The sequence below is a fragment of the Vogesella sp. XCS3 genome, assembly GCF_020616155.1.
Taxonomy (GTDB): Bacteria; Pseudomonadota; Gammaproteobacteria; order Burkholderiales; family Chromobacteriaceae; genus Vogesella.
In genome coordinates this window covers 33,546-59,398 of sequence record NZ_CP085531.1, presented here as the reverse complement: position 1 = coordinate 59,398, position 25,853 = coordinate 33,546, and the positions used below count along the sequence as shown (strand labels likewise).

Sequence of the window (25,853 nt, the reverse complement as noted above, 5' to 3'; positions counted from 1 at the left end):
TGAACATGGAACTGGAGCGTGCAACTTTTGTTCTATCGGTCGCTTGTTATTTACACATCAAAGTGCAAAAATAACAAACATGATGCTCAGCACAATGAGCGGACCGTACACATACATTGTCACTAAGGAGGATTGTTCGATGGAAGCAAGTCCATTGCGCTGCACAACCCCTATCGAACTCCGTCCTGCCCAGCTCTCCCGGCTCTTGGGGTATGAACTCCCCTACCATCGCCGAAAAGAGCTTTTCGGCATGGACGAGCCAGAAGATGGTGGATCTCGTAGTCGTAAGCAGTATTACAGCCCTGCACAGGTCGCTATGTACAGGGAAACCCATGAGCCCGGATTTTCACTGGCTGATAACCCACAATCTGTTCCGCCAGTGGTTGTTACGCGAATGACCAAAGGTGGAACCGGTAAGACTTCGTTCACTGCTAACGGCTCTACCATCCTGGCATCCATGGGCTATCGCGTCCTCGTCATTGATGCGGACAGCCAAGGTTCGATCAGTGAACTGTTCAACGTGGATACAGAGAACGAAAGCTTGCTGACCGCCATGGATCTCTTTCTCAATGGAGAGCCATTGGAAAAAGTAGTCATCCAACCATTCGCAGACACATCTCTTGATTTAGTCCCAGGTGATCAGTTTATCGCACGATATGACTCGACAGTGATGTCTGAACGTGGGCGTGAAAAGCTTATACAAAAGTGGTTTCAGGAGAATCAACGTCAGCTTGCCGCCAAGTACGACATTGTCATGGTTGATACCAACCCGGCAAGCACCATCCTCAACTACTCGCTGATGATGGCCGCAGATCTGATCATTACTCCTGTATTCCTTGATGGCATCTCTCTCAAAGCAATCAAATGCATTATCAATGAGTTAGAAGAAATCAAAACCGAGTATGGGGTATCTGTCCCGCTTCACTTTGTGTCAAATGGACTCCATAACGGCTGGCCGCACACGAAGATGAACGATGAGCAGTTGCGTCTCCGGTTCAAGGACCAAGTCTTCAACAAGAAAATTCCGCATTACGTAGGGTTCTCGAAGCAGCATTTGCCTGGTGAGGCCGCTCTTCCACTCTTCCTCAGGGACACCGCAAGCTCTGCGGCCTGGTCCTTGGTTGAGGTTGCCAAAGAACTGGCGAAACTGCTTCATTTGCGCGGCTCATCGAACCTTCTGTAAGGAAAAATCATGGCAAAAGGCATGCTTGGTGGAGGTAATAAGCGCTTTGGTTCCGCTCTGCCCAGCGGGGAACCTGATGGCGAGACCAAAAAGGATAACAATTACATTCCTAAGGGAAATCTACCGGCTTACCAACACCAAACAAAATTGGTGGTTGGCCAAGTTCACGATATTCCCTTGGACTTGATTGTTCCCTCTCCATACCAACCCCGGCTCAAATTTGATGATGAATCTGTCGTGAACTTGGCGGCGAGCATCGAAGAATCTGATTTGATCCGGCCGGTAACCGTTAGGCGTCTGGACAATGGTAAGTACGAACTGATTGGTGGTGAAACGCGCTTCCGTGCCCACCAGTATCTTGAACGACTAACCATCCAATCCATCGTTCAAGACATGGATGATCATCAAGCCAAGAAAGCCGTACTTGTAGACAATGTTCTACAAAAACGACTGACTGATTATGAGCTTGGTAAGGCCGTGAAGGATCGCATTGAAGATGGCACCTACACGAGCCTAATTGATGCGGCCAAGTCGATTGGCGTCGATCGGAAGCAGATCTATCGCTATCTGAGCTTCTTGGATCTGCCCAGCACCATCATCCGCGCACTAGATGAGATTCCCGACCTGATTGGTAGTAATACTGCTGAAGCGCTGAAAATTTATATCGGCGAGCACCAGGATAAGGTCACTGATCAGATCCTGGGAGACCTGCTAGTCGAACTTCGTGCTGGAACGTTAAAGCAAAACATGGTTGTCCACTGGCTGACGAAGAAGCTCACCGAGACTGGTACTCCCCCAACAACGATAACTGAGATTCCGTGGAAATGCGAAAACAAGATTGTCGGTAAGGCAGAGTTCAAGAAGAAGAAAATTATTCTTAGCTTCGATGACAAGCTGATTGACCCTGAAAAGCTCCAAGAGCGTTTCAAAGTATTTCTCGCTGAGGAGGGACTCAACCTCACCAGAGAAGAGTAACTAGCTGAAAAATTTAACCCCCCAGGCTGTTGACGCAGCAAGGGGGGCAAGAGAGTTTTGCTCATAGAGCAGAGTGCCGCTCCTCCTAGTTAGATTTGACGATCTACTCGGAGGCTTTCGAACATCACAATTCGATTATCGGCCACTTCTGTCTCTAGCGCAAGACAGGGGTTCTTTACGCCTAAATTCAGGTGGCCAAATGTCGTTTCCTTACAAAATTTCCTTGGCGATTACGAGTGTCGCCAGTAAAAAGTCTTGCCCTTTTGAAGGCCTGACAAAATCAGGTCGGTTACTCCTCCAGAATCTCCTCCGGCTTGTCAGCGCCAAAGATCCTCTATTGCCAGTCTGGCCATCAAAGGAATACCTGGCTGACCAGATGTGCGCTCATCCTGCAACCATTTATCGCGCCTTGAACAATCTTGAAGTGCTTGGCGTGATTACACGCAAAGACCAAGATCGCCGCCGCAATGGTAGTTACGGCATCGGGAAAATCGCACTCACGTCCAAGGCAATATCTTTGCTCGGTCTAGCAAGCCCCCTCCCCCAACTGGCCAAGGGGGTATCTGACTCGATAAATGCAAAGCCTGTTAATTCAACCTCCCCGACTCGCAATTTGCAATGCATTAAGAACCAGAGTTCCTCTGACCAGCCTTTACAGAATAATCATGCTTCCAGCAGTTCTTTCATCAAAATCGGATTCTTCAAAATTCCTCAAAGCCTGATAGGGCTAATGACATGGGGCGAACTGGAAGCAAAAACGGTTTTGTGGTTGATGAAAAAAGCCAGCGAGAACAAGCAACGGCTTGAGGACATCGTTTTCTGCATGCAAGAACGGCTGAAAGTGCTGCCTTCTGCTACTGACCGCGTCCGCTACCTGCTGGCACTGTGTCGGAGCCTGACGACGGACTTTACTGCCAAGCGCGGGCACCTCATGGCTGATCGCCAAGCTAAGGCCAAAGTCGTCAATGTGGGAGGCAAGCCAAGTAAGCCGGTAGCTGATCACGATGAGGTGAGGGCAGGGGAGAAGTACATCACACGTGCAGGTGCAGAGCTGGTTGTAGAGCGATCAGGGGACGGGTTCATTGTTGTGGGCGCAAAGCGAGGCAAACGCGTCGTCGCACCCGTAAATGGTGCATTCTATGAGGCTGTGCGTACAGGTGAGCTTACCAGGTGCGTTCCCGGCCAACTCACTAACGCCTTATCTGAGAGCGTTGCAGCTTAGGGTGGGATGGGCGTTGTGATGCCGAAAGCTTCGATTCAGGCGAGTCTGATTGCCCGGTGGGGACTACGCATAAACTTGGGGAAAAGTTGGCTCAGCCAGACACCGAGTGTGCTAATAGCACACCCCCGACAGCCAGACACCGAGTGTGCTAATAGCACACCCCCGACAGCCAGACACCGAGTGTGCTAATAGCACACCCCCGACAGCCAGACACCGAGTGTGCTAATAGCACACCCCCGACAGCCAGACACCGAGTGTGCTAATAGCACACCCCCGACAGCCAGACACCGAGTGTGCTAATAGCACACCCCCGACAGCCAGACACCGAGTGTGCTAATAGCACACCCCCGACAGCCAGACACCGAGTGTGCTAATAGCACACCCCCGACAGCCAGACACCGAGTGTGCTAATAGCACACCCCCGACAGCCAGACACCGAGTGTGCTAATAGCACACCCCCGACAGCCAGACACCGAGTGTGCTAATAGCACACCCCCGACAGCCAGACACCGAGTGTGCTAATAGCACACCCCCGACAGCCAGACACCGAGTGTGCTAATAGCACACCCCCGACAGCCAGACACCGAGTGTGCTAATAGCACACCCCCGACAGCCAGACACCGAGTGTGCTAATAGCACACCCCCGACAGCCAGACACCGAGTGTGCTAATAGCACACCCCCGACAGCCCTATTCTATAGACATAAAAAACCCGGCTATGCCGGGTTGGATTCTACTGTATCAGGCTGTGACGGCTGGGGACTGCTTTCTTGCTTGCCGTGGGACCTGCCTTTGATGAATTTCAGCCATCCGCTCAATGTCATCAGGCATTAGTTTGATGGTTGGGAAGATTTCGCTTGTGGACGCACCCGTTTGGCTATCGGATGAATCGGACAGATCACCAAAGCCCCGTTGAAGCATGTCATGTCGGGACAAATCGAAGCCGCTCGAATAGTTCACAAGGAGATTGAGGCGGTCTCGGGTTTCTTGCTCAATCTCATCCGTCAGTAGCATGAAAAAATGCCCTTCCCCGCCTTTGCGGGCAACTCGGCCCCGGAGTTGGTGAAGCTGTGCAACACCATACCGATCAGGGCGGACTACTGCGACAACCTTGAGATCTGGCAATGTCACACCGACTTCGATCACTGTGGTGGTAACCAGTACCTGGTGCCGTCCCTGTTTCATCGCATCAATGATTGAGGATTTTTCGTCGCCAGACATGCCGCCATGAAGCCCAACAACCTTACCGGGGAAGGCCGCTTCAAATCGGGTAATTGCCTCTTCAAGGTTGTGCCGCTCCTGTTCTGCTTTGGTTTTTGCTACTTGGGGGTAAATGATGGCGACTTGCTCGCCGCGCCCTATGGCTTTTTTTATGGCATCAAAGGCCGTGCCTTGGTCATCCTTCTCAACTAGCGTCGAATGGATGGTTTTCTTAACTGGGCAGTTTTTGAGTGTGGAAACATCCATCAAACCAAACTTGACGAGTGCGGCGGTCCTGGGGATGAACGTGGCGGAGGCTTCAAGCAGGTTAGTGTTTTCGCTCAGCAGCTCTTGCTTCTGAGCCAGTGAGAGCTTGTGCTGCTCATCAATGATAAGGAAGTCGGTCTTCAGTTTCAGTTTGCGGCAGCGAGAGAACAGCGAAGTTGTGCCGATTAAGATGGGGTTATCCGGCAGCACTGCTTTGATCTCCCTTGTCTTAGTGCCATCCAGGACAAGTTTGGCAGGTACATCAGGCCAGGCCGAGGCGATCTCGGCGTGGATTTGTCTGGCCACCAATTCATTGACCACCAGAATCGTTACTTGAGCGTTTGCCTTTTGGGCTGCTGCTGCTGCGATCGCGAAGGTTGCAGTCTTGCCCGTGCCTACGTCGCCAGAAAGCGCTCTGAACATGGGGAAGGGAGACATGAGGTCGTGGAGGATGTCTGATGCGGCGACCTGCTGCTCTGGTGACAGGGTAAATGGCAGGGCCTTTGCTAGGGCGGGGATGTGGTCATGCTTGATTGAGACCACTGATGCCGTTGAAGGCTTTCGGCTGATTTGGGTTTTGCCTTGCTCTACCATTTCGAGTGTAGCAAGCGTGGCCAAGGCATCTTGAGCCATCTTGGCGAACTCTAACGATTTCGGACGGTGTGCCATCAGGATAAGCGCAGCAACATCGCTCAGCCCGGTAACGGCAATTTTGGCCAGGATCTGCTTGCTAGTCATGTTGGTGAAAAAGCGGCCGACGTACTCATTGATGAAGTCTGGCGAGTCTTGAAGGACGGCAGCTGCAATGCCAGCAATGGCATCGTTCAATTCAGGCTTGTCTGTTGTTTTGGGGTAGATCGGACGGACTTTGCCAACCCACTCCTGCGGAGCGATGGTTGCGCCTGCCAGTTCGAACCCCGACCGGCCCTTTTGAATGAGCGTGCCAGACACGTGCATTTCCGTGCCCGGCGTAGTGCCAATCATGGCGTATGACTCACCAAACCGGGAGAGCAGTACCTGGTTTCCTGCCATGTCCACGGCTTTCAAGAACGTCTTCGACTTGCCGTCTCGGACGACTTCTCCGCTACTAATGGCCCTGATGTGAATGGTTACGCGCTGGCCGACAAGGTCGCTGGATAGTCTTGTTTTTGGTTGGGAGTAGTCCTCGTATCGTCGTGGAAGGATGAACGGGATCTGTAAGTCAGAGGCAATGCCTAAACTGTCCATCCACTTCGAAACCAGCTCCTCCACCTGGATTGCTGATTTCTTTGGGGCCTTGCTACTGCCAGGCGGTCGCGTGCTCATTCTTCAGCTCCTTAGTTTGGGAACCACCATTTATCTTTGAATGCATCTTTAATGCGTGACTTTGCCAAGTCGCCAGTTTGCATCTGCCGCGAGATCAGGGCAAACCTGAGTGCCAGCAGAGCACCTGTTCCGGCCATCATAGCGAGGTTGTATGCCATGAGTGCAGGGAAGTCATAGATAATTGCCATGGCTGCCAGAAATGGGCAGCTTGCGCTGCAATACCAAAGAATTCGCGAAGTTTTAGCGGATATTCTCCTGATATCTTCGTAATTATCTGGTCTGGTCCATTTATATCCTTCCTCATGCTTCGGCTTAACCATGTCATTCATGGTTGCCAGTCTTTCAGAGGCAGTTTTGATGGTTGACAAAATTCTGAACGGAGCAATAAAGGGAGATACCAATATTTTTAGAAGTCGCATAGTCTTATCCTCGGTTAAATATCCGGTTTAAATTCAAGAGATTGCGGAATGTATAGGTTGCCTGTTTTAAGACTTTCCTTGAATGGATTAACAAATTCCGGGTAATTCCTTTCTAGAATTTCAGTTGCTGATAGCTCGGTAATGAGTCCCTTCTTTATTAGCTCTTGAATAGCTTGCACGTATCCCAGCTCATAAAGCGGCTCGCCAGAAACTAATTCCTTAAGGCTAACTGGGTCGTTTCTCTTAATTTTGTCGTATACCCAACGATTGACCCGCTGAAGCGTTGGACTGATAGACCGCCTGGCAAGCCCGAGCTTGCGGCCGACTTTTTGCCAGTAGAGATCCTGGAATTTGGTCAATTCTGGCGAGGAAAGCGAAACAACAGGAGACAGCCTCCAAGACTGCTTTTCGATGCTGGCCATGGAGGGCGTCGCCCAGAAGTGGATATGTGGGTTGGACTCGTCCAGGTGACGGATGCCAAATGTGAGATCGACGCCGCTGTTCTCAAGCATCTCTTGCAAAAACTCGGCAGACAGCCGCATGCATTCCGGGGTGAGGTCTTTCAGCTCAGAGGGAAGGCTCACGATGTAGGTGGCCAGGGCGATGGCAGACTTCCTCAGCCTGGCTCCGTCAGACTCTCTGCAATAGCCCATGTGCTCCTCGATCCAGTCCGGATAGTCGTTCGGATCATCAACGGGAGACCTGTAGCGGAAGATGTGAGGGGGTTCTGGGTTGGGTACATGCCTGGATGCCTCTGGGACGCGCATGGCCTCCGCAACAACATCACGAACGCCCCAGCATTTTTCGATCAAGACGGTCTTTTTTCGCTTGTAGGTGTCATGCGCATGCAGACGGTAACCCTGCATGTGGATGAATTGCGCTTGTCGCATGAGGAAATCCCTAAAAAATCAAATATATGATTACCCTACGAACTGACTGGTGAAGCTAGATAGAGTTGCTAGATAGTATAAAGCCAAAATGATTAAAAATTAAGCTGTTTTTCGGAGGAGGAGGGTTGAAGGTTATGGCTCGACATGATCATGACGTTTGGGATTTTTGGGCAGCATAGTGGCAGGCAATGGTCGCATATCAAACGGTTGTTCGATTGGCCTGCTTTCGACTTGGACAATACTAAGCTGTCGGATTTTTGGGGCTTTTGGGATGCTTCGAGTCCGGGTCTCCCCTCCTCCGAGAGTTGGAGTGCTGAGAGAGCCGTGACAGCGCGAATGCCCGTCTGCCCTGGACTGGTTCACTCGTAGGCGGGAAAACATAGGCAACACAGACAATACAAAGTCAAACATAGGCTGTACTAAGTGATGCTTAGGCAATACTAAGTAGCGACACAGGCAATACTAAGGTGAACATAGGCAATACAGAGTGTGGGTGTAGCCGGGCGGATGGCAAAAAAGAAGCCGGCAGGAGGCCGGCTGTGTAGAGGGACGGTAAGCGGTCAGATCCACCCGTCGAATGCTGCGTCCGGGATGTTGCTCCCAAGGGGCGCACTGTTGTTGCTGGTAGTTGTACCTTCTGAAGTGTCGGTGCGTCGTGTGGCAACTGGCGGCTCTTCGGCTTGGAGCTGTACGGTCTGCTGGGGATGCGCAGGCGGCCGTGGCTGCATTGTGCTGGCCGGCTGTTGTGATTGCTGGCCTTCTGGCCTGGCGGGCTGTGCGGCCGGGTTTTCAGCGGCGGCAGAGCCGATATCGACTTCAACGTGAAGTTCGTGCTCATCAGGGATATGGATCTGAGGCAGTCCCATATTCTCAACGAGCGCCTGAGTGGCTAGGTTGTCTTTTGTCACTAAATAGTGGCGCTCGGTTGTTTGCGTTTCAGTGGCCTGCGGTATTTCAGCAGGTTGCTGAGACATCCTCTTGCGGCGAAGTCCTTCCTTGATTCCCTTTGAGCGAATACTTTTTGAGATCAGCTTTCTGCGCTCAACGAGCTTTGCCAGGTCTTGGCCAGATATGCCGCCGTTAGCAACAAGGCTGATCAATGAAAGAATGACTAGTCCGTCTGTTTCGTTTTGGATGCCAGCGTTTTTCTTCATCTCAGAAAAGCGATTGTACTCGTCGGGGTCGCTAATTTTTATGGTGATCACGACAGGTTCTTTGCTTTCCATTTTTATTCCTTTGTTTTTTTGGTGTCGATTGTTCAGCGGATGATGCACTGATAAATTTCATTGCATTTTGATTGCAGCCGGAGTGCGAATCCGCGCTGATTATTAGTTAAATGGTCAGCTCGACAACCTAGAAAAGTGTTGCAGCAATCACACACACTTTGGCGACGCATAAAGTTGGGTAGAGATCGCCTCGTTCATCATGAAGACAAGGGTAGAGGATTGGGTGGGTAACAAACAAGTGACTTAGGCAATACAATGTGAAAAGTGTCGCAAATTCAAAACAAAAATAGTTATACTGTAGTAGTAACTATGTCATAACTTAACTTTTGAGAGGTGTGCGCGATGGCCTTGGTTGCTGACTATCAGAACGAACGTGGTGAGGTAGGTCTGCGGCTTTACGACGACCTGACTGGCGAGGATCTGTTTGACCTGAAGGGCGATGATTTTCTCGGGGCCATTGAAGATGGTCTACTGGAGAAGCCTTCCATTCCGAGACCATCTGATGATGACTGGTTGGCTCCCGCGATCGCGTACGCAAAAGATCGTGGCATCCATCACCCCGTGATGGAAACCTACTCCGCTTCGATCACTTACCAGGTGTGGACCGAGAGTGGTATCGAAGCCGGTGAGCCGGAAGATACCGGTTTCGAGGTGGAAGACGAAGAAGTTGACCTGGATGAGCTGAAGAGCATGGCTACCAAGTTTGGCACGCTGTCGCCCTCTGAGCAGCCGGTTACCTCTGGGCATGCTTGGCTGAATTCCATGGATGATGACGTGAATTTCTCGACCGGTGCGCGGACAAGCTATGCCCTGCACATCAAGGACGATGCTGGCGATCCGCTCCCGGTCGAGAAGCTGCGTGCAGTAATGAAGGCCTTGGGTGTTGATCAGCGCCTGTTGCGGGTGCCGGAGATTACCCCTCGTAAATCGAGTCCCTCCCCGTCGATGTAACAAGAGTGAATCTGACCGGCCAGCAGGCCGGTCTCTTTTTTCGAGGGCAGTCGGTTGGGTAGTCTGGCTGGGAAGGCAGCTTGTTTGTAGACTAGCAACGTGTTGGTCAGGCTGCAAGAAACGTGAGGATCACGGCATGCAACTGGACTTGTTTTCCCATGTCGCCGCCGCTTATGCGGATGCGAAGGTGTGTCTCGATAATGAGACTTTGTATTCCGAGGTCAGCCGGAGGGCTGGCCTCAGCAATGATGAGCTGAATGCGAGAACGCCGATCGGCGAGGCCGGCGCGTTGCGTAGTGTCGTCAAGAGAAAAATCCGTTGGCATCAGCAGGAGCTGAAAGCCATGGGAGTGATAACTCGCCACGAGCGTGGCATCTGGGGGCTAACCGAGAAGGTTACAGAAGATCTGGACCGGGCCAAGAGTGGCGTGAAGCTTGTAGCCTTCTCTACGGATCTCGGGGTGGCTGTGTGGGGTGCATGCCGCGATGTGTTTGGCGGCCTTGAGCAGCAGATTGCTCTCTGCGTGACGAGTCCGCCGTATCCGCTTCGCATCCCCAGAGCTTATGGAAACCCTTCTGAGAGTGAATATACGGATTTCATCTGCCGTTCTTTCGAGCCGATCATCAAGAACTTGATGCCTGGCGCGAGCGTATGCATCAATCTTTCAAACGATATCTTCCTGCCGGGGGTGCCGGCTCGCTCTCTCTACCTGGAGCGGTTGACCATTGCCTTGTGTGATCGCTTTGGGCTTTACAAGATGGACATGATCCCTTGGGTCAATCTGTCGAAGCCGCCCGCTCCGATCGCATGGGCGAGCAAAAAGCGAGTTCAGCTGAACACTGGCTACGAACCGGTGTTGTGGCTGACAAATGATCCTCACAAAGTGCGTTCTAACAATCGTCGAGTCCTTGAGGAGCACAGTGAGCGCCATAAGGCGCTACTGGCCAGAGGTGGCGAGCAACGCACGGCAGAGTATGGCGATGGGGCGTACAAGTTGCGGCCAGGCTCTTTCGGAGGCATGACGGAAGGCCGTATTCCGAAAAACGTCCTGATGCGTGGTCACGTGTGCCGTGATGGCGCACAGTACAAAGAGGACGCCGAGCGACTTGGCCTGCCATCTCATGGTGCAGCTTTCCCGCTGGCTATCCCTGATTTTCTGATTCGCTTTCTTTCTGAGCCTGAGGACCTGGTTGTTGATCCGTTTGGGGGTACGATTAAGGTCGGTATGGCTGCTGAGCGACTGGGCCGGCGCTGGATGGTCAGTGAGTGGATTCTTCAATACATACGAGCGTCAGCGGAGCGATTCAGGATCTTCCCCGGATACTGGCTGAACCCGATGATGGCTGCAATGTGACAAGTGCGGTGCAAACGCAAAGGAAGCGACAACATGACTTTTGATACTGACAGGCAGGTGGCGGACTTCCTGCAAGGGGAAGGCTTCGAGCAGGTTGAGACCGGTGGAGGCTTCTCTGCTTGGTATCGCTACTTCGGAGTAGATGGCCACAAGTGGCAGATCTCTTTTTCTGATGGTGCCACGGATACGCACAAGCTTGTGGCCGGCGCAGCCGTGACAGCGGTTCTCTACGATGGTGATGGCAACGAGGTTTGGGGTGAGGACCTGGCTTCGCCTGATCTCATGGAGGCTGCCATACGCAAGTTCTGCTTGATGTCGGGGTTTGAAGTTCCCAGTACGGGCCAGAAGGCCGAGCCGGAGTCAGGGGCAAGTGCAGCTCGACGTGATATGTCACTTTGAATCTGCTACGTAGGGATGGTCACTTAGCTGTGATCTGCCGAGATGCGAAAATGTCGGCATTGGTAAACAGAGTGGAGGTGGCTGCAATGATGAACATGGCAACGATGGCGGCGGCCGAGTCGGCTGCTATTCCGGTCGAACGTGAATTTCAGGCGTGGACTGCTGACGTTTCCAAGCGGCTTGGTCGCGAGTTGTCTGAGGCTGAGCGCAATGGGATCGCATATGATCTCTTTGCAGACGGTTGCGGCGTTGATAACGCAGCAAGTGAAATCAAGGACAGTTCCTTGTTGGCTGCTGGTTTTGACACTGAAACCGAGCAGCGTTGGCCGAATGCGCTGACTCCGGCGCAGTAAAGGGAAAGGGGCATCTGCCACGGTTGGGGTAGTAGGACAGGAACCCGATAGCCAGATACCACGACAACGGCGGTGAGCGCGAGCGAGACCCGACTAACCTTGAGATGGTATGGATGGTCGGCAGGTTGTCAAAACCTACTACCCCTACTAGGCTAGACGTGTTGGAGAATATCGATGAAGCCTGAAACATACGAACTTTGGCTATCCGTATTTATTGGTTGATTGCAGGCAGGTTCGCGGCAGCTACCTTGATATCTGTCTGGATCTACCTTTTGAGTAATGAAAAAACCGGCCTGTGAGCCGGTTTTTTCATGGATCATTTCTTCAGTTTTACCAGCCCGGCCGCATCGTGCCGCAACTCGTCATCCTGATGAACGTACCTGCGCGTTGTTTCGAGTTTTCCATGTCGAAGGTTTTTGTTGACCATCAGTAGATCTGCTCCCGCCTTTACCTGCATGGTTGCATTGGTATGCCGCAGCCAGTGGGATGATGCCTGGCGAAGAGATACTGCGACTTCTGGTTGCTCTCCTTCTACTCGTGCAACCGCTTTCATGAAGATGTCCTTCACGATCGCGTTGATCGTGCGATCGTTCAAAGAGCTATTCCCGTCAGGACGTTTGCGGCGAGTCGTGATGAGCGGAGTATCTTCGCCTGGCACCGGCACCATGGGCAGATTCATGTGGCGGCGATAGATCTTCATTTCGGCGACCAGATCTTCAGGGATGGGGATGTCTGCCGTTTTATTGCCCTTGCCGGTCACCCGCCACCACCAGCGTTGGTCTTTGACGAACCAGGTCCCAAAGTTACCGCTGGCAACTTCGTGACGGCGAGCGCCTGTCAGGTAAAGCAGGGCAAGCAACCAGCGAGAGCGATGGTAGCCGGCCAGCTGAGATTCCGTCTTTTGGGGTAGGTCAAGGATTGTGTCCCACACAGCCGACCAGGCGTCCTCTTTGAGATACCGCTCCTGCGGGGTCTGGATTGTATGCTTTCGACCCTTTTGGCGCACAAGCGCAAAGGGGTTCCTGCGGAGATAGCCTGCATCTTGCAGGTAATCAAAAAGCCCTTGAAGGATGGTCAAACCCTGGCGAATTGAGTTTTCAGAAAGCTGGCCGCGAACAAATGGTCGCCAGTTCGGGTTGATATCGCCGGATGCCAACGTGAAGGGCACAGGAGCGCCTTGCCACTTCTCGACGGGAAGTGGGTTGCGCATGAAATTTTCATACTCGGTAATGTCGGCACGAGTCAGCTCGGAAAAAGACTGACCACGCTCTATCAGCCAGATGAGGAATCTGCGCGATTCCTTCTCATATGCGGCTAGGGTCATGGGGGAGTTTTTGAACTCATTCAGCCAATGCGCAGCCGCCTGAATGTCGTTCTCTGCGTCGATCAGGCAATCAGAATCTGGCCGGCCGGGGGAGACAAACTGTACACAGAAATTGTGGATAAGTTGGTCGGGAAGCAAGCGTTTTGCTTGTGTAGTCAAGGCTCTCATTGGTCGCGCTTAAAAAATGATCTATTCATCAGACGGCAAGATTTTGGCCAGCATTTTTGCTTGGACTTGCAGGGGGAGGCTTTGATGAATCAGTCACCGGGAGCCCCTTCTCGCGACAAAAATCCATCAAAGTATCGCACAGGCGAAGCTCTTTCTTGGCACGAGTGACAGCCACGTATGCAAGATTGATGTTGGCCACAGCTTCGGAGCTAGGGAGGCCTTTTGTCTCCTGGACCTCTTTCTGATACTCGAACGGGTTAGCAAAGTCATTCACCAGATGAACCCGATCCCACTCTAGTCCCTTCGATCGATGAGCTGTTGTGGCGACCCATCCGGCTTGGTCTTCACGAGCGACTGCATTGCTGCGCAGGCTTGCAACAACATCTGGAAGATTCCGGCCGTATTCGTCCAAGATTTTCACCAGGAATTTGCAGTCTGCATCACCGGTCTCTGTTGCATAGCGTCGCAGATCGTCAGCTGATGCCATGTTTTTGAGCAGCCGGTCACGAATATTGGCCGGACGGCCGACATTCAAGGCGTGCGCATCTTCGATCAGCGAAATACGGTAGGACTCAAGTCCTCCGACAAAGTGGACATTTTTCTTGCCGATCGTGGCGTCAAGCAGCCCCATGTTTGTCTGGCCGATGAGTGTGCCGTTGTTCATGAAGAACTGACCGTACTTGACCGGGGAGTCGGTGCCAGAGAGCTTCATCGGCTCGCCTTTCTCATCAAGAATGGCGTTCGCTACATCAGCAATGCCTTGGCCAAATCGGAAGCTTTGTGTCAGGGGCAAGGTAATGTCCGCATCTACCATATCGAGAGCGTCTTTCGCTCCTCTGAACTGGTAGATCTGCTGGTGGGAGTCGCCGACAAGAACAACCTGGGTCTGCTGGGAAAGAACGATCGCACTTGTTACCGGGTTGGCGTCCTGCGCTTCATCGAAGAGTAGGCAGTCATAGTTGAGAATCGGGTTCGAGAGCTGGTAGAGCTTGAGATAAGTGTCGTGCTCGGTGACAACTGAACTGTTTGGGTCAGTGGTGAGTGCCCAGAATTTTTGAGCCAGTGCGAGGATGTCCGGCTCGACACGTGGCAGATCAGATAGCCGGCGCAGATTGGATGCGCAGAAACCACGGATAACTGACAAGACGCCGGCGGCGAGGGTGTATTCAAATCGCGGTAAGCCTAGTGCCGTAATGACATCCATCTCACGGAGGTTGCCTAGCTTGTGCTGAAAGGCAGAGCCGAAACGAGGGAAGCCAAGACCATGGGTCGTTTTGACCACAACATTTTTGGGGAAGCGCGATTGCGCTTCGGTAGCAACTGACTTGTTGAAGGCCAGATAGAGAAAACGTTTCAGCGGGCGCTCTTTGGTGTACTCAACGAGTGAAAAGGTTTTGCCTGTTCCCGCGAAAGCAAGGACGCGAATGCGGCGACCTTCTGCCGAAATGATGGCATTCTGCTGGCCGGTCTTGGCAGGCTTTTTCATTTTTATTCACCAAAAAGTTAGATTTAATTACTATTAAAGTATACCTATTAAAATCAAAATAGTGGACAATTTTGTTTAGTCTGTGCCTGATCGTTGTTGCGTCAACTGTTGGGCTTGTCTAAGTTGGATGCATGTTGTGTAATACGGTCTTGCCGACAGGCAGGTCTGATATCTTTGGAGAAAAAATGAGCCTTTTTACTGAGCAGGATCTAGATGGCCTGAGCGTTGCAGAGCTGAATTCGCTGAAAGCCACGGTTGAGGCAGTCTTGCAAAGCAAGCAGCACGCCGAGCAGGCAGAAGCCAAGCGCAAAATTATGGAGTTGGCGAATCAGTACGGGCTTGATCTCCAGGATCTGGTTGCCAAGGGCGGCAAGAAAGCAGGCGGCCAGCGCAAGCCCGTTGCCCCCCAATACCGTCATCCGGAAGACGAGTCGCTAACCTGGACCGGTCGTGGCCGTAAGCCGAAATGGGTAGAGGAGTGGATCAAAGATGGCAGCGCTCTTGATTCGCTGAGAATCCCGACAGTCTGAAGCGAGTAGGCAGTTTTGCTCCAAAGGCCGCACTTCTTGCGGCTTTTTTCGTTGGCGTGTGTACCGGTCACTTCGTTGGTTAAGCTCTGGTTGGCAAACTATCTACAACACAACAGCTCTGTGATGATTATGCGCAATCTGAAAAAAGTTTTTGCTATTGGTGTGAGGCTCAGTCGATTCAAGGTTTTTGTAAATGGTTACCATTGGCCTGTTTTTGTTGCTCCTTGTTCGTGGATGGCCACTTGGTTTACCAGTATCTTCTGTGGCAAGGCAAGGTACTGCCGAATTGACGATGATAAATCTGGGGTGACTATCGAGGAGTGGGCGCGGAGTCACTGATAAAATCCTAGCCACGTGTAGCTTTGTATGAAAAGAGTAGAGCCTAACTAGGCTCTACTCTTTTGGTTAAGGCTCTAATCGTATTGGCCGACTGGTCGGCTGCGCTGCAATCGCGCTCTCTTCTAACACAGGAATTGTGGGAAGGTCTGCGAAGGAAGATCTGACCACAGCTTCTATTTTGTCCAGGACTTCTCCCGGAATGTGGTAGTAGCGTTTTCTGACGTTATTCGAGATGGTGCCGCCATTCTGCTGCGTTGCTCGTATGAGAATGGCGAGATCCTTATGCGGGATATCTAGCGCTGCGTCGAGCTGAGTAAATGCTGCATCATAGCCTTGAAGATAGCTCAGCTCTCTCGGGATCTCATTCTGAACAGCCTCTGCAATCATTTTTCCCAGAAAGGCGGTTTCACGACTGGCATCCCAGAAACGATATGGCCGAATTCCTGGGGTCCTAGTGATGTGCGGTTCAAGCTCGCCTCGGCGATAGTCCCATAGAGCGGTAGTCGATTTGGAGAAGCCTTCGAGTACATTAAGGTACTCAGGAATATGTTTCATGATGACCGCCGACACAGGGATCGGGACCCCTTCGGGCAAAATATCTGACTGGGCCAGGAGCTGATGAATCATGAAACGATGAAGGCGGCCATTGCCATCCATAAAAGGGTGGTTGTAGACGAAACCGAACGCTGCGCAGGCAGTTTTAACCAGTAGGTCTACTCCACGAGTGTTGTCGCAAACAAACTCTTCCCAGCCGTCCATCAGCGGGAGCAAGTCATCAGGCGTTGGTGGCAAGAAGGTGATCCGGCCGGTGCTGTTTGTCAGCCAGTTTTGGGACGAGCGGTAGCTCATTTCTTTGGCAAAAGGGTCGCGTACTACGGTGTTTTGCAGTTCAACCAGTCGCTCTTCAGATATTCCCTCTGTTTCGCCTGCCATCTCCAGGAGGCGGACGAACATTTCCTCTTTGCTCGCATTAGCCGTTTCGCGCTCAATGGCAAAGCTGCTTCTGGTTTCAGACAGGTAAAGATACCGGATGGCTCGGTTGTAGAGATCTGTGTTTGTCTGGTCTTGGAACATAGTGTCCACCTCACCCAGAAGTTCCTCCAAAGATGGTGATGTTGGCACTGCGGACTTTAGGACGATAGGGCAGAATAGGGGTGTGCCAAGAGCGTTGTTTGTGACACGATAGGTTCGAATCCGAGTAGGATTGGCAGCGACTGCGTACATGTCGCTGGGGAAGAGTTCAACGTAATTGCCTGATGGGGGGACGCCGGCATTCAGCTCCTTGCCTTTCAGCCATTCCCATATAGCGCAGCTGCGGCGAATATACTCACCTGTAGGGGTTTGCCGTAAGCGCTCGATGAGTAGTTGTGGTTCCAACACCTCGAATAGGGCGTCGATGACCTCCAGGTTGACGCCCTCGTGTCTCAGCGCGAATTCGAGGTGTCCGACTGGGGTGTTGTCCAGAGTTACCGTAATAGGGAAGAGAATGTTTCTATCATTGTCCACGCGGCGGTTTACCGCTGAGCTGACGCTGGCTGGGCGAGCCAGGGGGCGGACGTGCAGTCCGAACTGGTTGACTAGATGCTGGTAGCCTACTGAAGACATGGTCGGCCTCGAAATTTTGGTAGCTGATTCGAAAATTCATTATAACAGCAGGTCGTTGTAATTTTTTTTCGAGGAATTTATACAAAAAGGCGTCCGGTAGTCGGACGCCTGGTGCGATCAGTGCGTTTCCTGCTGTCTAGGATGCGTATTGTCGCCCCATGTTTTCCCGTCGCTCTTGTGCCTCAACGCACAAGCGTGCCATGGGATTGGCCATGAGGCGCTGCAGACCGATTTCATCACCGGTGTCTTCGCAGTAGCCATACTCGCCAGCTTCCAGCTTTTCCAGTGCGATGTTGATGTCGCAAAGTTTCGCTATACTGCGTTCGCGTGTGGTTAGCAGTTTGATTCGTTCCTCCTCCATGCTGGCGCGATCGGTTGGATCGGGTGCGTTTTCGTTGGTTGCCAACTGAGCGGTCAGCTGAGGTAGCTCTTCGCGCAGTTGTTGCTGGAGGTCGAGCAGCATTTCTTTGAATTTGATGGTTTGCTCTTGGGTCATGTACTCTTGCATGGGTGTTACCTTATGTTTGATATAGTTACTATCATAGTAAACCATTTTCATGCAGTGAGATCAATTGACTTCTGGTGGTTTTGAAGTTTCTACAGTCACTGTAACTGTGGTGGCGATGTGACCTTGATGGCTAGTGATCCTTAATAGCTAAGTGGTACTACTATTCCATGGATGGGGAATAGTGTAGCGGTGCGGCGCTTGCCCGCAAAAAAAAGTCAAATGGAGTGAGTGATGGATTTGAGTTTGATGAAGAAAGAGTTTCCAAATTTTCCTTTGTTAGAAGAGGATGTAATTCGACTTCTGCAGGTAATTGGATTTGTTCGTGATGATTCATGGCACAATGAAATTTGCCCTTCTTTCTTGTCTGATAGTGGCGAGTGGAAATTGATGGTTGATCACCCTGTGAGATCGTGCCGTGAGTTTAATTGCAATGATAGATTCTCTTTGTACCAGCTAGAGGATGATCAAATAATTTCTCATGAGCCCATATTAAGCGCTGAAAATGTAGAGGATTTTTCGACAAAATTTTCTGCCTGGAGAGACACAAAAAAAATCCAAGATAAAGTAGTTAAGCCACGTCGTTCTGGGTTTTTACCTGATGGGCCGTAGTGGTGTGAAATTCCCCAGAAATAGTGTGGTCGAAAGATAGCATATGGATTTGACATGAGTGCTCGACCTGCTGCACCCTGTGTTCTTGAGTTGATTGTCAATGCTCGAATTGCTACATTTATGATGGGCGTTGAAATCATGCTGAAACGTTTTGGCTCAAAGGATTTTGATCGACATAGAATTGATGCGTGGAGGTGTGCAGAGCAGGCGGGCTACTTCTCCCCTGGAAGGTCTGTGCCGGCCATGTTAAGGATGTATGATCTTCCGGATGCATGGCATCACGGACAGGAGCGTTATGCGCAAGAAAATTCATCGCAGTATTTTATTTGAACTGAGTTTTTGGTTTTGTGCTGAGGATTAGATTCACTAGCAAAATGGCTAATTTGAGGGTGAGCGTATGAAAAAAATGGTGTTATCTGCATTGGTAGCTCTTATTGTTGCAGGTTGTGCTTCTACAACTAATCCCATAAAAACCCCTGATGGAAATCAGGGGTTTGTTGTTGAGTGTGATGGGTCTGCAAGTTCGTGGGCGGCATGTTACGAAACAGCCTCAGAATCATGCAAAGGCCCTTATCGGGTTGTTGACCGCAATGAGAGTATTACTCCAACTGGTTTTGGCCCTTTAGTGAGGCGTAACCTGATTATCGAATGCAAATAATCTATGGCTACATCAGCTTGGACTCGTGACGGCAGGCCAGTATATGCGGGCATGTATTCTATCGGGGATTGGGAGGTATTAAAGCAGACGGCGCAGTTGGGTGAGTTTGTGATGCCTTGCTGCAAGGCTCCGGCTGTTCTTAAGACGAGTATCAATGGATTGCAATTTTTCTCACATCTTTCTGTCGAGTGTGCAACAGCACCAGAGTCGCTATGGCATCAGGCTGGCAAGGTGGCAGTGCTTGCTGCGCTAAATAGTCTTGGTATCGTTGGGCGGGATGAGGTGCCAGGTGAGTCGCCGAGAGGAGAAAAGTGGGAGGCTGATGTTCTCTTTTCAATTGGTGGTCGTAGTATTGCGATAGAGTTGCAATGTTCCTACCAGCACTTGCGTGATTTTATTCGACGCCATGATCGATACACTGAGTCTGGGGTTGAGTGCTACTGGCTGGCCCGTAAGGGGGTATTCGCGACCTTATCGAAATCTACGACTCGACTCCTTTTGGAGCGAAACTTCGGAGGTCGATTTCCACCTGGCGGTATTGGCACGGGTTTGTTGCCGGAGCTGCCTGTGGCCATGTTGCTTGACGATGGTGATCGACCGGTATGTTTCGGCCTAGGTCGAGTGGCGACACTGAGCGCTTGGCTGAACGCCATCATTGATGGTACGTACCAATACAATGGCGGTTCCTGGGCTTTTGACTAGAAGGCTTGAGCAGTTGTTTCACGAAAAAACTACTGCCGATTTTTTGTGTTCTAATCTTTTGAATTTTAAGTAAAAAACCGGAATTTGCCGAAATTGTTTCACGGCAAATTCCGGTTTTTTTGCGCCTACTTTGCACGAGACTGCGGCTACACATCCTGTAATGGGCATTATCGGATTAAAAACCAAAAATCATTATAAAATTAACGTCATACTGGTGTATATTTACATCATCAAAATAGTGATGATGGGGGTCGCCATGGCTCGCGACATGAAGGAAGCTGTTTACGAGGCCTGCAACCGCCTGTTGGGGCAGGGGGAGTGGCCTGTGGTGGAGAGTGTTCGAGCTGCCATTGGGTCCGGCTCTGCAACTACCATAAACAGATATCTAAAAGAGTGGCGGGCTGGAACCATTGACGCCATGGTCCAGCATAAGAATGCAGCCGGGGCGCAGTTTGCTGGAGTCCCTGAAGAGATAGCAATGCAGGCTGTTTCCTTCTGGGAGTCGGCAACAAAACTAGCTTCGTCAAAGTTTGATTTGCAGATTGCCGAGGTGGAGGAAGAGCGGCTTGGGTGGCTATCAGAAATGCAAGAGATGAGCCGCCAAAGTGAGTTGAAGGATGACCAGCTTCGAGACGCAAATGCCAGGATTGTTCAGCTTCAGCAATCACTGACACGGGCTGAGACAAGGCTCGCAGTGGAGAAAGAGGCTAGGCAGCTCGCTGAAGGCCGGGCTGTTGAGGCAATCCAAGATGCGCGGGATGCGAGAGATGCGGAGAGGCTTGCGAATGAGGAGTGCTTGAGGCTTGTTGATATGGCAAATCAGCGTGCCGAGGCGCTTGCTCGGTCCGCTGAGGAGAGGGCGGGTGCTGCAATTGCAGATGCTAGAATTGATGCCGAGCGACGAGAGGCCTTGGCATATGAGCGTCTTGAGGGTGTCCGGGTCCGGCTGTACGAGGATGTAGATCGTGAGCGGCGTGAGATGGCAATTGCACGCCAGCAGCTGATTGATGCCCATTCCCAGGCCGTAGAAAAGCTACGTGCCGAAGAAACTCGGCTGCGTCTTCGTCTTGCTGATCTTGATAGGCAGGTTGCTGCGAAAGACCGAGAGATTAAGCTTCTTTCGGCGTTGACTGATGATGCAAAGGAAGAAGTCAAAAATCTCCACCAGCGCATAGAGGGGTTGCTATCTCAGCGCACTTCAAAAAATGATGAAATTGATGGCGAGAATGATGATGAGGTTGCTGAGAAAATTACCTCTATTGTGCGTAGTCTGGTGCAAGAAGAGCAACGTACACTGTTCGATTTGAGTGCTCTTGTTGCAGAGGAATTCGGCGGGGCTGTTGCGCATGCGAGTCTTGCGAGCACTCTCCGCAAAGTCTTGGGGCACCTGGTTGAGACGAGAGAGATGACTTTGAACGGTGGTTACTATCGGACGGCCTAGGTGCAAAGCTTAGACTGATGTGAAGGGTGTTAGTGGATGGCCACGTGCCAGAAACTGGATTTTCTCGGCCTTGTGGTACACTGTAATAGTAACGAGACTAAAAAACCAGACAAATCCTATATCATGTAAGCGACACGTCTGGTCACTCAAACGAGTGAGTGAGGGAATTATTATGTATGATGACAGCCGCGTATTCTTGGTGGCGGGCTTCTGGGCTAAGCTGAAAAAGGCGTTCGCGTCGAGTTCGGTGTATGTCATCGCAGATACTGCGACTATCGCAACAAGCCTCGCAAAGCGCTGTATGCCTCAGTTTCAGCCTGCTGGCGTGATGAGCCTTTCTGAGGTCCGGCGCTATGTGGCCTATATGGAGCGGATTGCATTGGGTGATGAGATATGCCTGATGCAGGAAGGGGTCAAGCGAGGTGAAAACGGAGTCTTGGCGAGTGAGCAGGTTTTCGTTGTGGTCGGTTTTTCCAAAAGCCAATCCCCCGATAAAGATCCGATAGTCAACTTTGTCGCTGCTAAGGGTGAGGCGGAGGCAACTATCCTCCAGCAGAGTGCAATGCCAAGTCTGAGTGTGTCTGGGGTGGCCAGTTTGTCTCAGCTCATCCAGCTGATGAAGACGATGGAGCAAGTTGCTTCTGGTGAAGTGCCAGCTCTCAAAGAACAAGGCGTAATTCGGTAATGATCGGATCTAGCACAAGAGGGTGTGAATAATGTCAACTGTAAACATACCTGTGTATGAGCGTCAGCTTGCAGCGGTTCTGCCTGAGGAAATGCGAGCTTGGTATTTCATGGGTGAAGTGCCAGCAACGATGTCCAGTGATTTTGAGGAGTGGAAGGCAAAGGCGTTTTTGGAGGGTGGGCCACCACCAACCATGACCGATAGTAATTTGGCCAAGCTGTTTTTGAGATCGGAAGCGCTTAAGTCACAGAATGCATTGGGAAGCATACCCCTTTCGATTATGTTCCCGATGAGCAGCGCCCCCATCACCGCACTTCACGCTCCGTCCGTTCGACGTGCGGCAGTTTCCGGGCATACGACACTGACGCGCAAGATGGTTGACATGGCAATTCAGCCTGCTGATGTCACTCCTATTTCAGCCAGGGATGTCAAAAAGCTGGCTGAAACTATGCAGGCCAATCAACCCAAGCCGAAGAAGCAGGTTAACGTTGATCAGAACTTGTTGGACTTCTTCAAGATGCGCGGCAATGCGAAGTTCAGAAAAGATTTGATGATTAATGTTTCCTTGGAAGAGGCTCATGGCGCAAAGGGGTTGGCAGAGCGTGTTGAGCGGCGCATGAGCGCGCTAGGAGAGGCCGAGCAGGCTCAAGTACGCAGACTGCTCAATGGGGAGTCTCCCGAAGCAGTTGCTAAACCTACCCGCACTGCTAAGCCGGCCTCTACCCTGACAATGTGACCATGGACAAAGTCATTTCTTTGCCTGGGGATCTTTCCCGACGAACATTTCTCAAGCAGGCCGGTGGCGCATTTCTGATGCTCTCCGGCCTTTCTGCTCTCTCAGAGCGCTCAGATGCTGAAGAACTTGCTGTTCGCATTTCGGTAGATAATCCCTTTGCAGCTATATGGCAGCGGCCACGCGAGGTGGTAATTCACCGGCAAGCTACTGGGGAGAGGCGTCGTTTGCTGCTTTGGCATCCGCACGAAGGCTGGCTGCAGGATGGATATTCTGAGGCCTGCTTTATGTTGAGAGATGTTGCGGTTGGTGAGGTTAAGCAGATAGATCTTGGCCTTCTTAACATGCTTTACGCAATTCAAAGCTGGTATCTGGCCAACAGCGTTTTTGAGCCGTTGGTTGTAACCTCTGGTTATCGTAACGCTGTGCGTAACCTTGGTATCGAAGGAGCGGCTAAAAACTCGATGCATACCACTGGACGTGCGGCGGATGTGCGTGTGCGTGGATTGACTACGACTCAGCTATGGCAAATGGCGGCTGCATTACGAGCAGGCGGAGTTGGCTACTACCCAGGGAGGGGCTTCGTTCATATTGATACTGGACGTATTAGATATTGGCAAGGGTAAAAAATGTTTACTATAATTGGTATCTAAGCATAACAATTTGGTGAGATAAATGAATGCCTCTATCGCGCATGATTGGGGAAGTGCTGTCGAGCTTGCTCAGCAAAAAATTGGCATGCAGCCAGCCCGACTGGCCAATCTGCTTAAAGGTCTGGGTGAGACGCCGGACACCTTAGTACGTCTGATCGATGCCATGCCGGGGCAGCCGGGTAAAGTCGGAAGTTCTGTGCAAACTATGATGCTTGGTAGCGGAGTAGCTCTCTTCGCCTCAATCGCTGCGGCAACGCTAGTCGCAGCACCAGTTGTTGTGCCCGTCGCAGTTGTACTGGCTGTGGGAAGCGGTATTTTGGCTAAGCAGTCTAGTGTGCAGGATAAGCAAAGAGCAGCTGATGCATATGAAGCCGTGATCGACAGCAGGCTTAACGTTCTTGAGGTGCGCGCACAGTCGAAGCTGGTCTCTGGCCGAATGATGATTGCGCGTGAATCGCTGCTAGTAGTTAAAACGCTTGCTGCTAATTATGAGGGTGAGGGTCCGCAGCATGAAGCGACTGAAATGGAGGTCGAGGAAGAGCTTAGCGAAGCTGATCTGAATCGATTCTTCCGGTCTTTGGATATGGTGGAGCCTGATGTTGCTCCGGTTGTGGCTAATATCGAGCAGCAAGATAGCCTGGCGAACGACGTCTCAGGAGAAGAAATCGCATCCCTGTTCGGCGTGGGTGGTAACAACCTATTTGTGTCTTCTTCCTCCCCGTCTTTGTGAAGGTTTCTATCCCTTCGGGACATGTTTGGCGGCCACAAAGTGGCCGCTAATTTTTGTAAGGGATGCACATGTCGCTCGGAAGCGTTAAATCTGTTCTGAGTGGCGCGTATGACTTATGGGTTTTGCTGGCTTAGTTTGGCAACGTTGTTGACATGGGGCGCTGGAGAGTTGCGAAGCGCCTCTTGGCTTCGCCAAGGAGGGTTGCCACCACCGAGCCGTTATGATTGACCAAGCGTAGGCTGCCGCTAACGTTAATTTCGCAGCCATCACTATGTTGTTGGCGCATTTTGTGCATGAAGCTTATGCATTCATCCTCGCGCCCTGACAGGATTACCCCTACATCATCTTCTAAGTGCCAAGCCATAATTGTAGTTATTTGTAAGAGTTTGTTAATTGCTTGAAGATGATAATTTAATTTTAAATTGTATGCTATCCGTAGATTTACTTATACATCACTTCGGATTTTCAGCCGACGTAACTGATGGTGCCTGTGGCTTTCGTCGGTATGCAGGTACTGTGTGGTCGTCTGAATGCTCTTGTGTCGCAACACCGACTGCACAACCCTCAGGTCAATGTCATTGTCTAGTTGGTGTGTAGCACTGGTATGTCGCATCCAGTGGGTTGATGCGGAACGTAGAGTTACAGCCCTCTCAGGGTCTCGGGCAGCTATCGCGTCGGCTGCGCCATGGAAAATGTTATGCACGATTCGGAAGATCGTTTTGTCCGATACGTGTTGGCCTCTGGGGCCTATGACAAGAGGGGTTTTCTCATCTGGGGATGGGTATTCTTCAAGGCCATATGCCTTGCGATATGTACGCATTGCGGTGACAAGCTCTGGAATAAATGGAATTCGATCAACTGTTTCCCCTTTTCCTGTCACAGTTAGCCACCATTCGGTTTCCCCAGTACGTGGATCGTACCGTTTTGATAGATCACGCGTGGAAAGGCTTGCCGCTTCTGAGCGGCGTATCGCGGTGAGATAGAGAAGCTGAACCAACCAGGTTGCCCTAGCTTTTTGCCTAAGCTGCTTGCTAGATGAATCTGGCATGCTTTCAAGGTAGTCGAGAACTGCGTGCCATGTGGGTTGATCCAGGTAGCGGTCGATCGGGCGACGTTTTCCTTTTCTATTGCGGCGACGTTCAAGGGCCAGTGGGTTGGTAGCGAGATATCCAGCTTGAACGAGCCAATTCATCATGCTGCCAAGTATGAGGAGTGAGTGCCGTATGGATGGCGCTGACAGCCCTTTTACAAATGGCTTCCATTCCGGGTGATTTCTAGGCCTGGCCGGCCCGCACCAGGAGGGTAGTGGGGTGGCGAGAAATGTCTCATAAGATTGGAAGTCTTCTCGGGTTAAGCCAGATAGTGGGCTTCGGCAAATTTGCTTTGCCCACATAAGAAGTCTATCCGTTTCCTTTTGATAGGCTCTGAGGGTACGTGGAGAGTCGCAGAACTCATTTAGCCATGCAGATACAGCCTCGATGTCTGACGAGGCTGCAATATTTTGGATGCCGCTGTCTGAGCGGTTGTAGCCAGATTCCATGACTCTGCTCGTTTGATGGTCGCCCTATGCTACCTTGGGTTGGCCCTTGATGGATTTCTGAATTGCGGCAAATGCTTGTTTTTTGATGTGTGGCTCGACTGGTGCTACCGGCTGGCCATTGGTGTCAATGCGATGGCGGCCTTTGGCCAGCGCCCATTGATAGGCAAGCGTGTTGCAATAGTCATTAAGCACGATTCTAAGAGCATACCTCTGCCTGCCGGTCAAAAGCCCTAGCTCATGAATTAGTTGGTCGTGGATGTTGATGGCCAGTGGGCGGACGTCCCGAGGGTTCCTGGTGGCAAAGATGTGGGGGTATAGCCCTTCCAGACGTTTTTTTAGGCTGGAGACAAGCCGGGTGGTTTTTGTGCGGTTCTTGGTTGTCATTTTTCTATTGTTAAG

27 protein-coding genes are annotated in these 25,853 nt (G+C 51.4%); 17 read left to right on the top strand and 10 right to left on the bottom strand.

All coding sequences use genetic code 11. The features are described 5' to 3' along the window. Nucleotides 1-139: 139 nt before the first annotated feature. The 3 genes from LCH97_RS18140 (at nucleotide 140) to LCH97_RS18130 (ending at nucleotide 3,380) form a co-directional block, all read left to right on the top strand. The gene (locus LCH97_RS18140) at nucleotides 140-1,183 is read left to right on the top strand and encodes a ParA family protein (protein ID WP_227305774.1); all 1,044 of its coding nucleotides are present in this window, start codon (nucleotides 140-142) and stop codon (nucleotides 1,181-1,183) included. Nucleotides 1,184-1,192: 9 nt separating this feature from the next. Continuing rightward, entirely contained in the window at nucleotides 1,193-2,158 is a 966-nt protein-coding gene (locus LCH97_RS18135; RefSeq protein WP_227305772.1) for a ParB/RepB/Spo0J family partition protein, read from the top strand. A 199-nt stretch (nucleotides 2,159-2,357) separates the two neighbouring features. Next, a complete protein-coding gene (locus LCH97_RS18130) occupies nucleotides 2,358-3,380 on the top strand; it encodes a helix-turn-helix domain-containing protein (RefSeq protein WP_227305770.1) in 1,023 nt (340 codons plus the stop codon). Nucleotides 3,381-4,120: 740 nt separating this feature from the next. On the opposite strand, the gene LCH97_RS18125 is transcribed toward LCH97_RS18130, so the two are convergent. From LCH97_RS18125 to LCH97_RS18110, 4 genes are all read right to left on the bottom strand, one after another. Further along, nucleotides 4,121-6,151 carry a helicase-related protein gene (locus tag LCH97_RS18125; RefSeq protein ID WP_227305768.1) on the bottom strand — a complete coding sequence of 677 codons (2,031 nt, stop codon included), beginning with the start codon at nucleotides 6,149-6,151 and terminating at the stop codon, nucleotides 4,121-4,123. 11 nt (nucleotides 6,152-6,162) lie between these two features. Beyond that, nucleotides 6,163-6,570 (bottom strand): hypothetical protein, encoded by a 408-nt coding sequence (locus LCH97_RS18120; RefSeq protein ID WP_227305766.1) that lies wholly within the window; start codon nucleotides 6,568-6,570, stop codon nucleotides 6,163-6,165. 14 nt (nucleotides 6,571-6,584) lie between these two features. Then, the gene (locus tag LCH97_RS18115) at nucleotides 6,585-7,460 is read right to left on the bottom strand and encodes a plasmid recombination protein (RefSeq protein ID WP_227305764.1); all 876 of its coding nucleotides are present in this window, start codon (nucleotides 7,458-7,460) and stop codon (nucleotides 6,585-6,587) included. A gap of 560 nt (nucleotides 7,461-8,020) precedes the next feature. Further along, on the bottom strand, nucleotides 8,021-8,686 hold the full coding sequence (locus tag LCH97_RS18110) for a hypothetical protein (RefSeq protein ID WP_227305762.1): 666 nt from the start codon (nucleotides 8,684-8,686) through the stop codon (nucleotides 8,021-8,023). 342 nt (nucleotides 8,687-9,028) lie between these two features. Between LCH97_RS18110 and LCH97_RS18105 the strand changes: the two genes are divergently transcribed. The 4 genes from LCH97_RS18105 to LCH97_RS18090 all read left to right on the top strand — a co-directional run bounded on the left by LCH97_RS18105 (nucleotide 9,029) and on the right by LCH97_RS18090 (nucleotide 11,743). Next, entirely contained in the window at nucleotides 9,029-9,637 is a 609-nt protein-coding gene (locus tag LCH97_RS18105) for a hypothetical protein (RefSeq protein WP_227305760.1), read from the top strand. Nucleotides 9,638-9,773: 136 nt separating this feature from the next. Then, nucleotides 9,774-10,991 (top strand): site-specific DNA-methyltransferase, encoded by a 1,218-nt coding sequence (locus LCH97_RS18100; RefSeq protein WP_227305758.1) that lies wholly within the window; start codon nucleotides 9,774-9,776, stop codon nucleotides 10,989-10,991. 33 nt (nucleotides 10,992-11,024) lie between these two features. After that, a complete protein-coding gene (locus tag LCH97_RS18095; RefSeq protein ID WP_227305756.1) occupies nucleotides 11,025-11,390 on the top strand; it encodes a hypothetical protein in 366 nt (121 codons plus the stop codon). 86 nt (nucleotides 11,391-11,476) lie between these two features. Then, the gene (locus tag LCH97_RS18090; RefSeq protein WP_227305754.1) at nucleotides 11,477-11,743 is read left to right on the top strand and encodes a hypothetical protein; all 267 of its coding nucleotides are present in this window, start codon (nucleotides 11,477-11,479) and stop codon (nucleotides 11,741-11,743) included. A gap of 316 nt (nucleotides 11,744-12,059) precedes the next feature. On the opposite strand, the gene LCH97_RS18085 is transcribed toward LCH97_RS18090, so the two are convergent. Then, on the bottom strand, nucleotides 12,060-13,226 hold the full coding sequence (locus LCH97_RS18085) for a tyrosine-type recombinase/integrase (RefSeq protein ID WP_227305752.1): 1,167 nt from the start codon (nucleotides 13,224-13,226) through the stop codon (nucleotides 12,060-12,062). Nucleotides 13,227-13,263: 37 nt separating this feature from the next. Beyond that, entirely contained in the window at nucleotides 13,264-14,721 is a 1,458-nt protein-coding gene (locus LCH97_RS18080; RefSeq protein ID WP_227305750.1) for a UvrD-helicase domain-containing protein, read from the bottom strand. A 185-nt stretch (nucleotides 14,722-14,906) separates the two neighbouring features. Between LCH97_RS18080 and LCH97_RS18075 the strand changes: the two genes are divergently transcribed. Then, nucleotides 14,907-15,251 carry an H-NS family nucleoid-associated regulatory protein gene (locus LCH97_RS18075; protein ID WP_227305748.1) on the top strand — a complete coding sequence of 115 codons (345 nt, stop codon included), beginning with the start codon at nucleotides 14,907-14,909 and terminating at the stop codon, nucleotides 15,249-15,251. Nucleotides 15,252-15,656: 405 nt separating this feature from the next. Here the strand turns inward: LCH97_RS18075 and LCH97_RS18070 are convergent, their stop codons facing one another. Further along, nucleotides 15,657-17,096 carry a Fic family protein gene (locus tag LCH97_RS18070; RefSeq protein ID WP_370630741.1) on the bottom strand — a complete coding sequence of 480 codons (1,440 nt, stop codon included), beginning with the start codon at nucleotides 17,094-17,096 and terminating at the stop codon, nucleotides 15,657-15,659. A 235-nt stretch (nucleotides 17,097-17,331) separates the two neighbouring features. Next, nucleotides 17,332-17,703 (bottom strand): TraR/DksA family transcriptional regulator, encoded by a 372-nt coding sequence (locus LCH97_RS18065; RefSeq protein ID WP_227305744.1) that lies wholly within the window; start codon nucleotides 17,701-17,703, stop codon nucleotides 17,332-17,334. 246 nt (nucleotides 17,704-17,949) lie between these two features. Here LCH97_RS18065 and LCH97_RS18060 point away from each other — a divergent pair, with 246 nt between their 5' ends. The 9 genes from LCH97_RS18060 to LCH97_RS18020 all read left to right on the top strand — a co-directional run bounded on the left by LCH97_RS18060 (nucleotide 17,950) and on the right by LCH97_RS18020 (nucleotide 23,914). After that, nucleotides 17,950-18,312, top strand: coding sequence for a hypothetical protein (locus LCH97_RS18060; RefSeq protein ID WP_227305742.1), 363 nt, complete (start codon nucleotides 17,950-17,952; stop codon nucleotides 18,310-18,312). A gap of 54 nt (nucleotides 18,313-18,366) precedes the next feature. Beyond that, nucleotides 18,367-18,642 (top strand): hypothetical protein, encoded by a 276-nt coding sequence (locus LCH97_RS18055; protein ID WP_227305740.1) that lies wholly within the window; start codon nucleotides 18,367-18,369, stop codon nucleotides 18,640-18,642. Between the two features lie 67 nt (nucleotides 18,643-18,709). Next, a complete protein-coding gene (locus tag LCH97_RS18050) occupies nucleotides 18,710-18,970 on the top strand; it encodes a hypothetical protein (RefSeq protein WP_227305738.1) in 261 nt (86 codons plus the stop codon). 3 nt (nucleotides 18,971-18,973) lie between these two features. Further along, entirely contained in the window at nucleotides 18,974-19,672 is a 699-nt protein-coding gene (locus LCH97_RS18045; RefSeq protein WP_227305736.1) for a competence protein CoiA, read from the top strand. Between the two features lie 130 nt (nucleotides 19,673-19,802). Next, entirely contained in the window at nucleotides 19,803-21,113 is a 1,311-nt protein-coding gene (locus LCH97_RS18040; protein ID WP_227305734.1) for a DNA-binding protein, read from the top strand. A gap of 172 nt (nucleotides 21,114-21,285) precedes the next feature. Then, a complete protein-coding gene (locus tag LCH97_RS18035) occupies nucleotides 21,286-21,798 on the top strand; it encodes a hypothetical protein (RefSeq protein WP_227305732.1) in 513 nt (170 codons plus the stop codon). Between the two features lie 31 nt (nucleotides 21,799-21,829). Next, the gene (locus tag LCH97_RS18030) at nucleotides 21,830-22,534 is read left to right on the top strand and encodes a hypothetical protein (protein WP_227305730.1); all 705 of its coding nucleotides are present in this window, start codon (nucleotides 21,830-21,832) and stop codon (nucleotides 22,532-22,534) included. Nucleotides 22,535-22,536: 2 nt separating this feature from the next. After that, entirely contained in the window at nucleotides 22,537-23,157 is a 621-nt protein-coding gene (locus LCH97_RS18025) for a DUF882 domain-containing protein (protein WP_227305728.1), read from the top strand. A gap of 49 nt (nucleotides 23,158-23,206) precedes the next feature. After that, complete coding sequence (locus LCH97_RS18020) at nucleotides 23,207-23,914, top strand: hypothetical protein (RefSeq protein WP_227305726.1); 708 nt, start codon at nucleotides 23,207-23,209, stop codon at nucleotides 23,912-23,914. A gap of 445 nt (nucleotides 23,915-24,359) precedes the next feature. On the opposite strand, the gene LCH97_RS18015 is transcribed toward LCH97_RS18020, so the two are convergent. Together LCH97_RS18015 and LCH97_RS18010 are read right to left on the bottom strand one after the other, a co-directional pair. Next, on the bottom strand, nucleotides 24,360-25,454 hold the full coding sequence (locus LCH97_RS18015; RefSeq protein ID WP_227305724.1) for a tyrosine-type recombinase/integrase: 1,095 nt from the start codon (nucleotides 25,452-25,454) through the stop codon (nucleotides 24,360-24,362). Nucleotides 25,455-25,478: 24 nt separating this feature from the next. Beyond that, nucleotides 25,479-25,838, bottom strand: coding sequence for a ProQ/FINO family protein (locus LCH97_RS18010; RefSeq protein WP_227305722.1), 360 nt, complete (start codon nucleotides 25,836-25,838; stop codon nucleotides 25,479-25,481). Between the last annotated feature and the right edge of the window lie 15 nt (nucleotides 25,839-25,853).

What these genes read in the sequence shown, in the direction of transcription:
- LCH97_RS18050 (WP_227305738.1), top strand. Translation starts at nt 18,710, where the DNA reads ATGAAAAAAATGGTGTTATCTGCATTGGTAGCTCTTATTGTTGCAGGT.
- LCH97_RS18105 (WP_227305760.1), top strand. Translation starts at nt 9,029, where the DNA reads ATGGCCTTGGTTGCTGACTATCAGAACGAACGTGGTGAGGTAGGTCTG.
- LCH97_RS18065 (WP_227305744.1), bottom strand. Translation starts at nt 17,703, where the DNA reads ATGCAAGAGTACATGACCCAAGAGCAAACCATCAAATTCAAAGAAATG.
- LCH97_RS18110 (WP_227305762.1), bottom strand. Translation starts at nt 8,686, where the DNA reads ATGGAAAGCAAAGAACCTGTCGTGATCACCATAAAAATTAGCGACCCC.
- LCH97_RS18135 (WP_227305772.1), top strand. Translation starts at nt 1,193, where the DNA reads ATGGCAAAAGGCATGCTTGGTGGAGGTAATAAGCGCTTTGGTTCCGCT.
- LCH97_RS18095 (WP_227305756.1), top strand. Translation starts at nt 11,025, where the DNA reads ATGACTTTTGATACTGACAGGCAGGTGGCGGACTTCCTGCAAGGGGAA.
- LCH97_RS18075 (WP_227305748.1), top strand. Translation starts at nt 14,907, where the DNA reads ATGAGCCTTTTTACTGAGCAGGATCTAGATGGCCTGAGCGTTGCAGAG.
- LCH97_RS18100 (WP_227305758.1), top strand. Translation starts at nt 9,774, where the DNA reads ATGCAACTGGACTTGTTTTCCCATGTCGCCGCCGCTTATGCGGATGCG.
- LCH97_RS18015 (WP_227305724.1), bottom strand. Translation starts at nt 25,454, where the DNA reads ATGGAATCTGGCTACAACCGCTCAGACAGCGGCATCCAAAATATTGCA.
- LCH97_RS18060 (WP_227305742.1), top strand. Translation starts at nt 17,950, where the DNA reads ATGAAGAAAGAGTTTCCAAATTTTCCTTTGTTAGAAGAGGATGTAATT.
- LCH97_RS18080 (WP_227305750.1), bottom strand. Translation starts at nt 14,721, where the DNA reads ATGAAAAAGCCTGCCAAGACCGGCCAGCAGAATGCCATCATTTCGGCA.
- LCH97_RS18140 (WP_227305774.1), top strand. Translation starts at nt 140, where the DNA reads ATGGAAGCAAGTCCATTGCGCTGCACAACCCCTATCGAACTCCGTCCT.
- LCH97_RS18055 (WP_227305740.1), top strand. Translation starts at nt 18,367, where the DNA reads ATGAGTGCTCGACCTGCTGCACCCTGTGTTCTTGAGTTGATTGTCAAT.
- LCH97_RS18090 (WP_227305754.1), top strand. Translation starts at nt 11,477, where the DNA reads ATGATGAACATGGCAACGATGGCGGCGGCCGAGTCGGCTGCTATTCCG.
- LCH97_RS18025 (WP_227305728.1), top strand. Translation starts at nt 22,537, where the DNA reads ATGGACAAAGTCATTTCTTTGCCTGGGGATCTTTCCCGACGAACATTT.
- LCH97_RS18035 (WP_227305732.1), top strand. Translation starts at nt 21,286, where the DNA reads ATGTATGATGACAGCCGCGTATTCTTGGTGGCGGGCTTCTGGGCTAAG.
- LCH97_RS18120 (WP_227305766.1), bottom strand. Translation starts at nt 6,570, where the DNA reads ATGCGACTTCTAAAAATATTGGTATCTCCCTTTATTGCTCCGTTCAGA.
- LCH97_RS18125 (WP_227305768.1), bottom strand. Translation starts at nt 6,151, where the DNA reads ATGAGCACGCGACCGCCTGGCAGTAGCAAGGCCCCAAAGAAATCAGCA.
- LCH97_RS18045 (WP_227305736.1), top strand. Translation starts at nt 18,974, where the DNA reads ATGGCTACATCAGCTTGGACTCGTGACGGCAGGCCAGTATATGCGGGC.
- LCH97_RS18020 (WP_227305726.1), top strand. Translation starts at nt 23,207, where the DNA reads ATGAATGCCTCTATCGCGCATGATTGGGGAAGTGCTGTCGAGCTTGCT.
- LCH97_RS18010 (WP_227305722.1), bottom strand. Translation starts at nt 25,838, where the DNA reads ATGACAACCAAGAACCGCACAAAAACCACCCGGCTTGTCTCCAGCCTA.
- LCH97_RS18115 (WP_227305764.1), bottom strand. Translation starts at nt 7,460, where the DNA reads ATGCGACAAGCGCAATTCATCCACATGCAGGGTTACCGTCTGCATGCG.
- LCH97_RS18030 (WP_227305730.1), top strand. Translation starts at nt 21,830, where the DNA reads ATGTCAACTGTAAACATACCTGTGTATGAGCGTCAGCTTGCAGCGGTT.
- LCH97_RS18130 (WP_227305770.1), top strand. Translation starts at nt 2,358, where the DNA reads ATGTCGTTTCCTTACAAAATTTCCTTGGCGATTACGAGTGTCGCCAGT.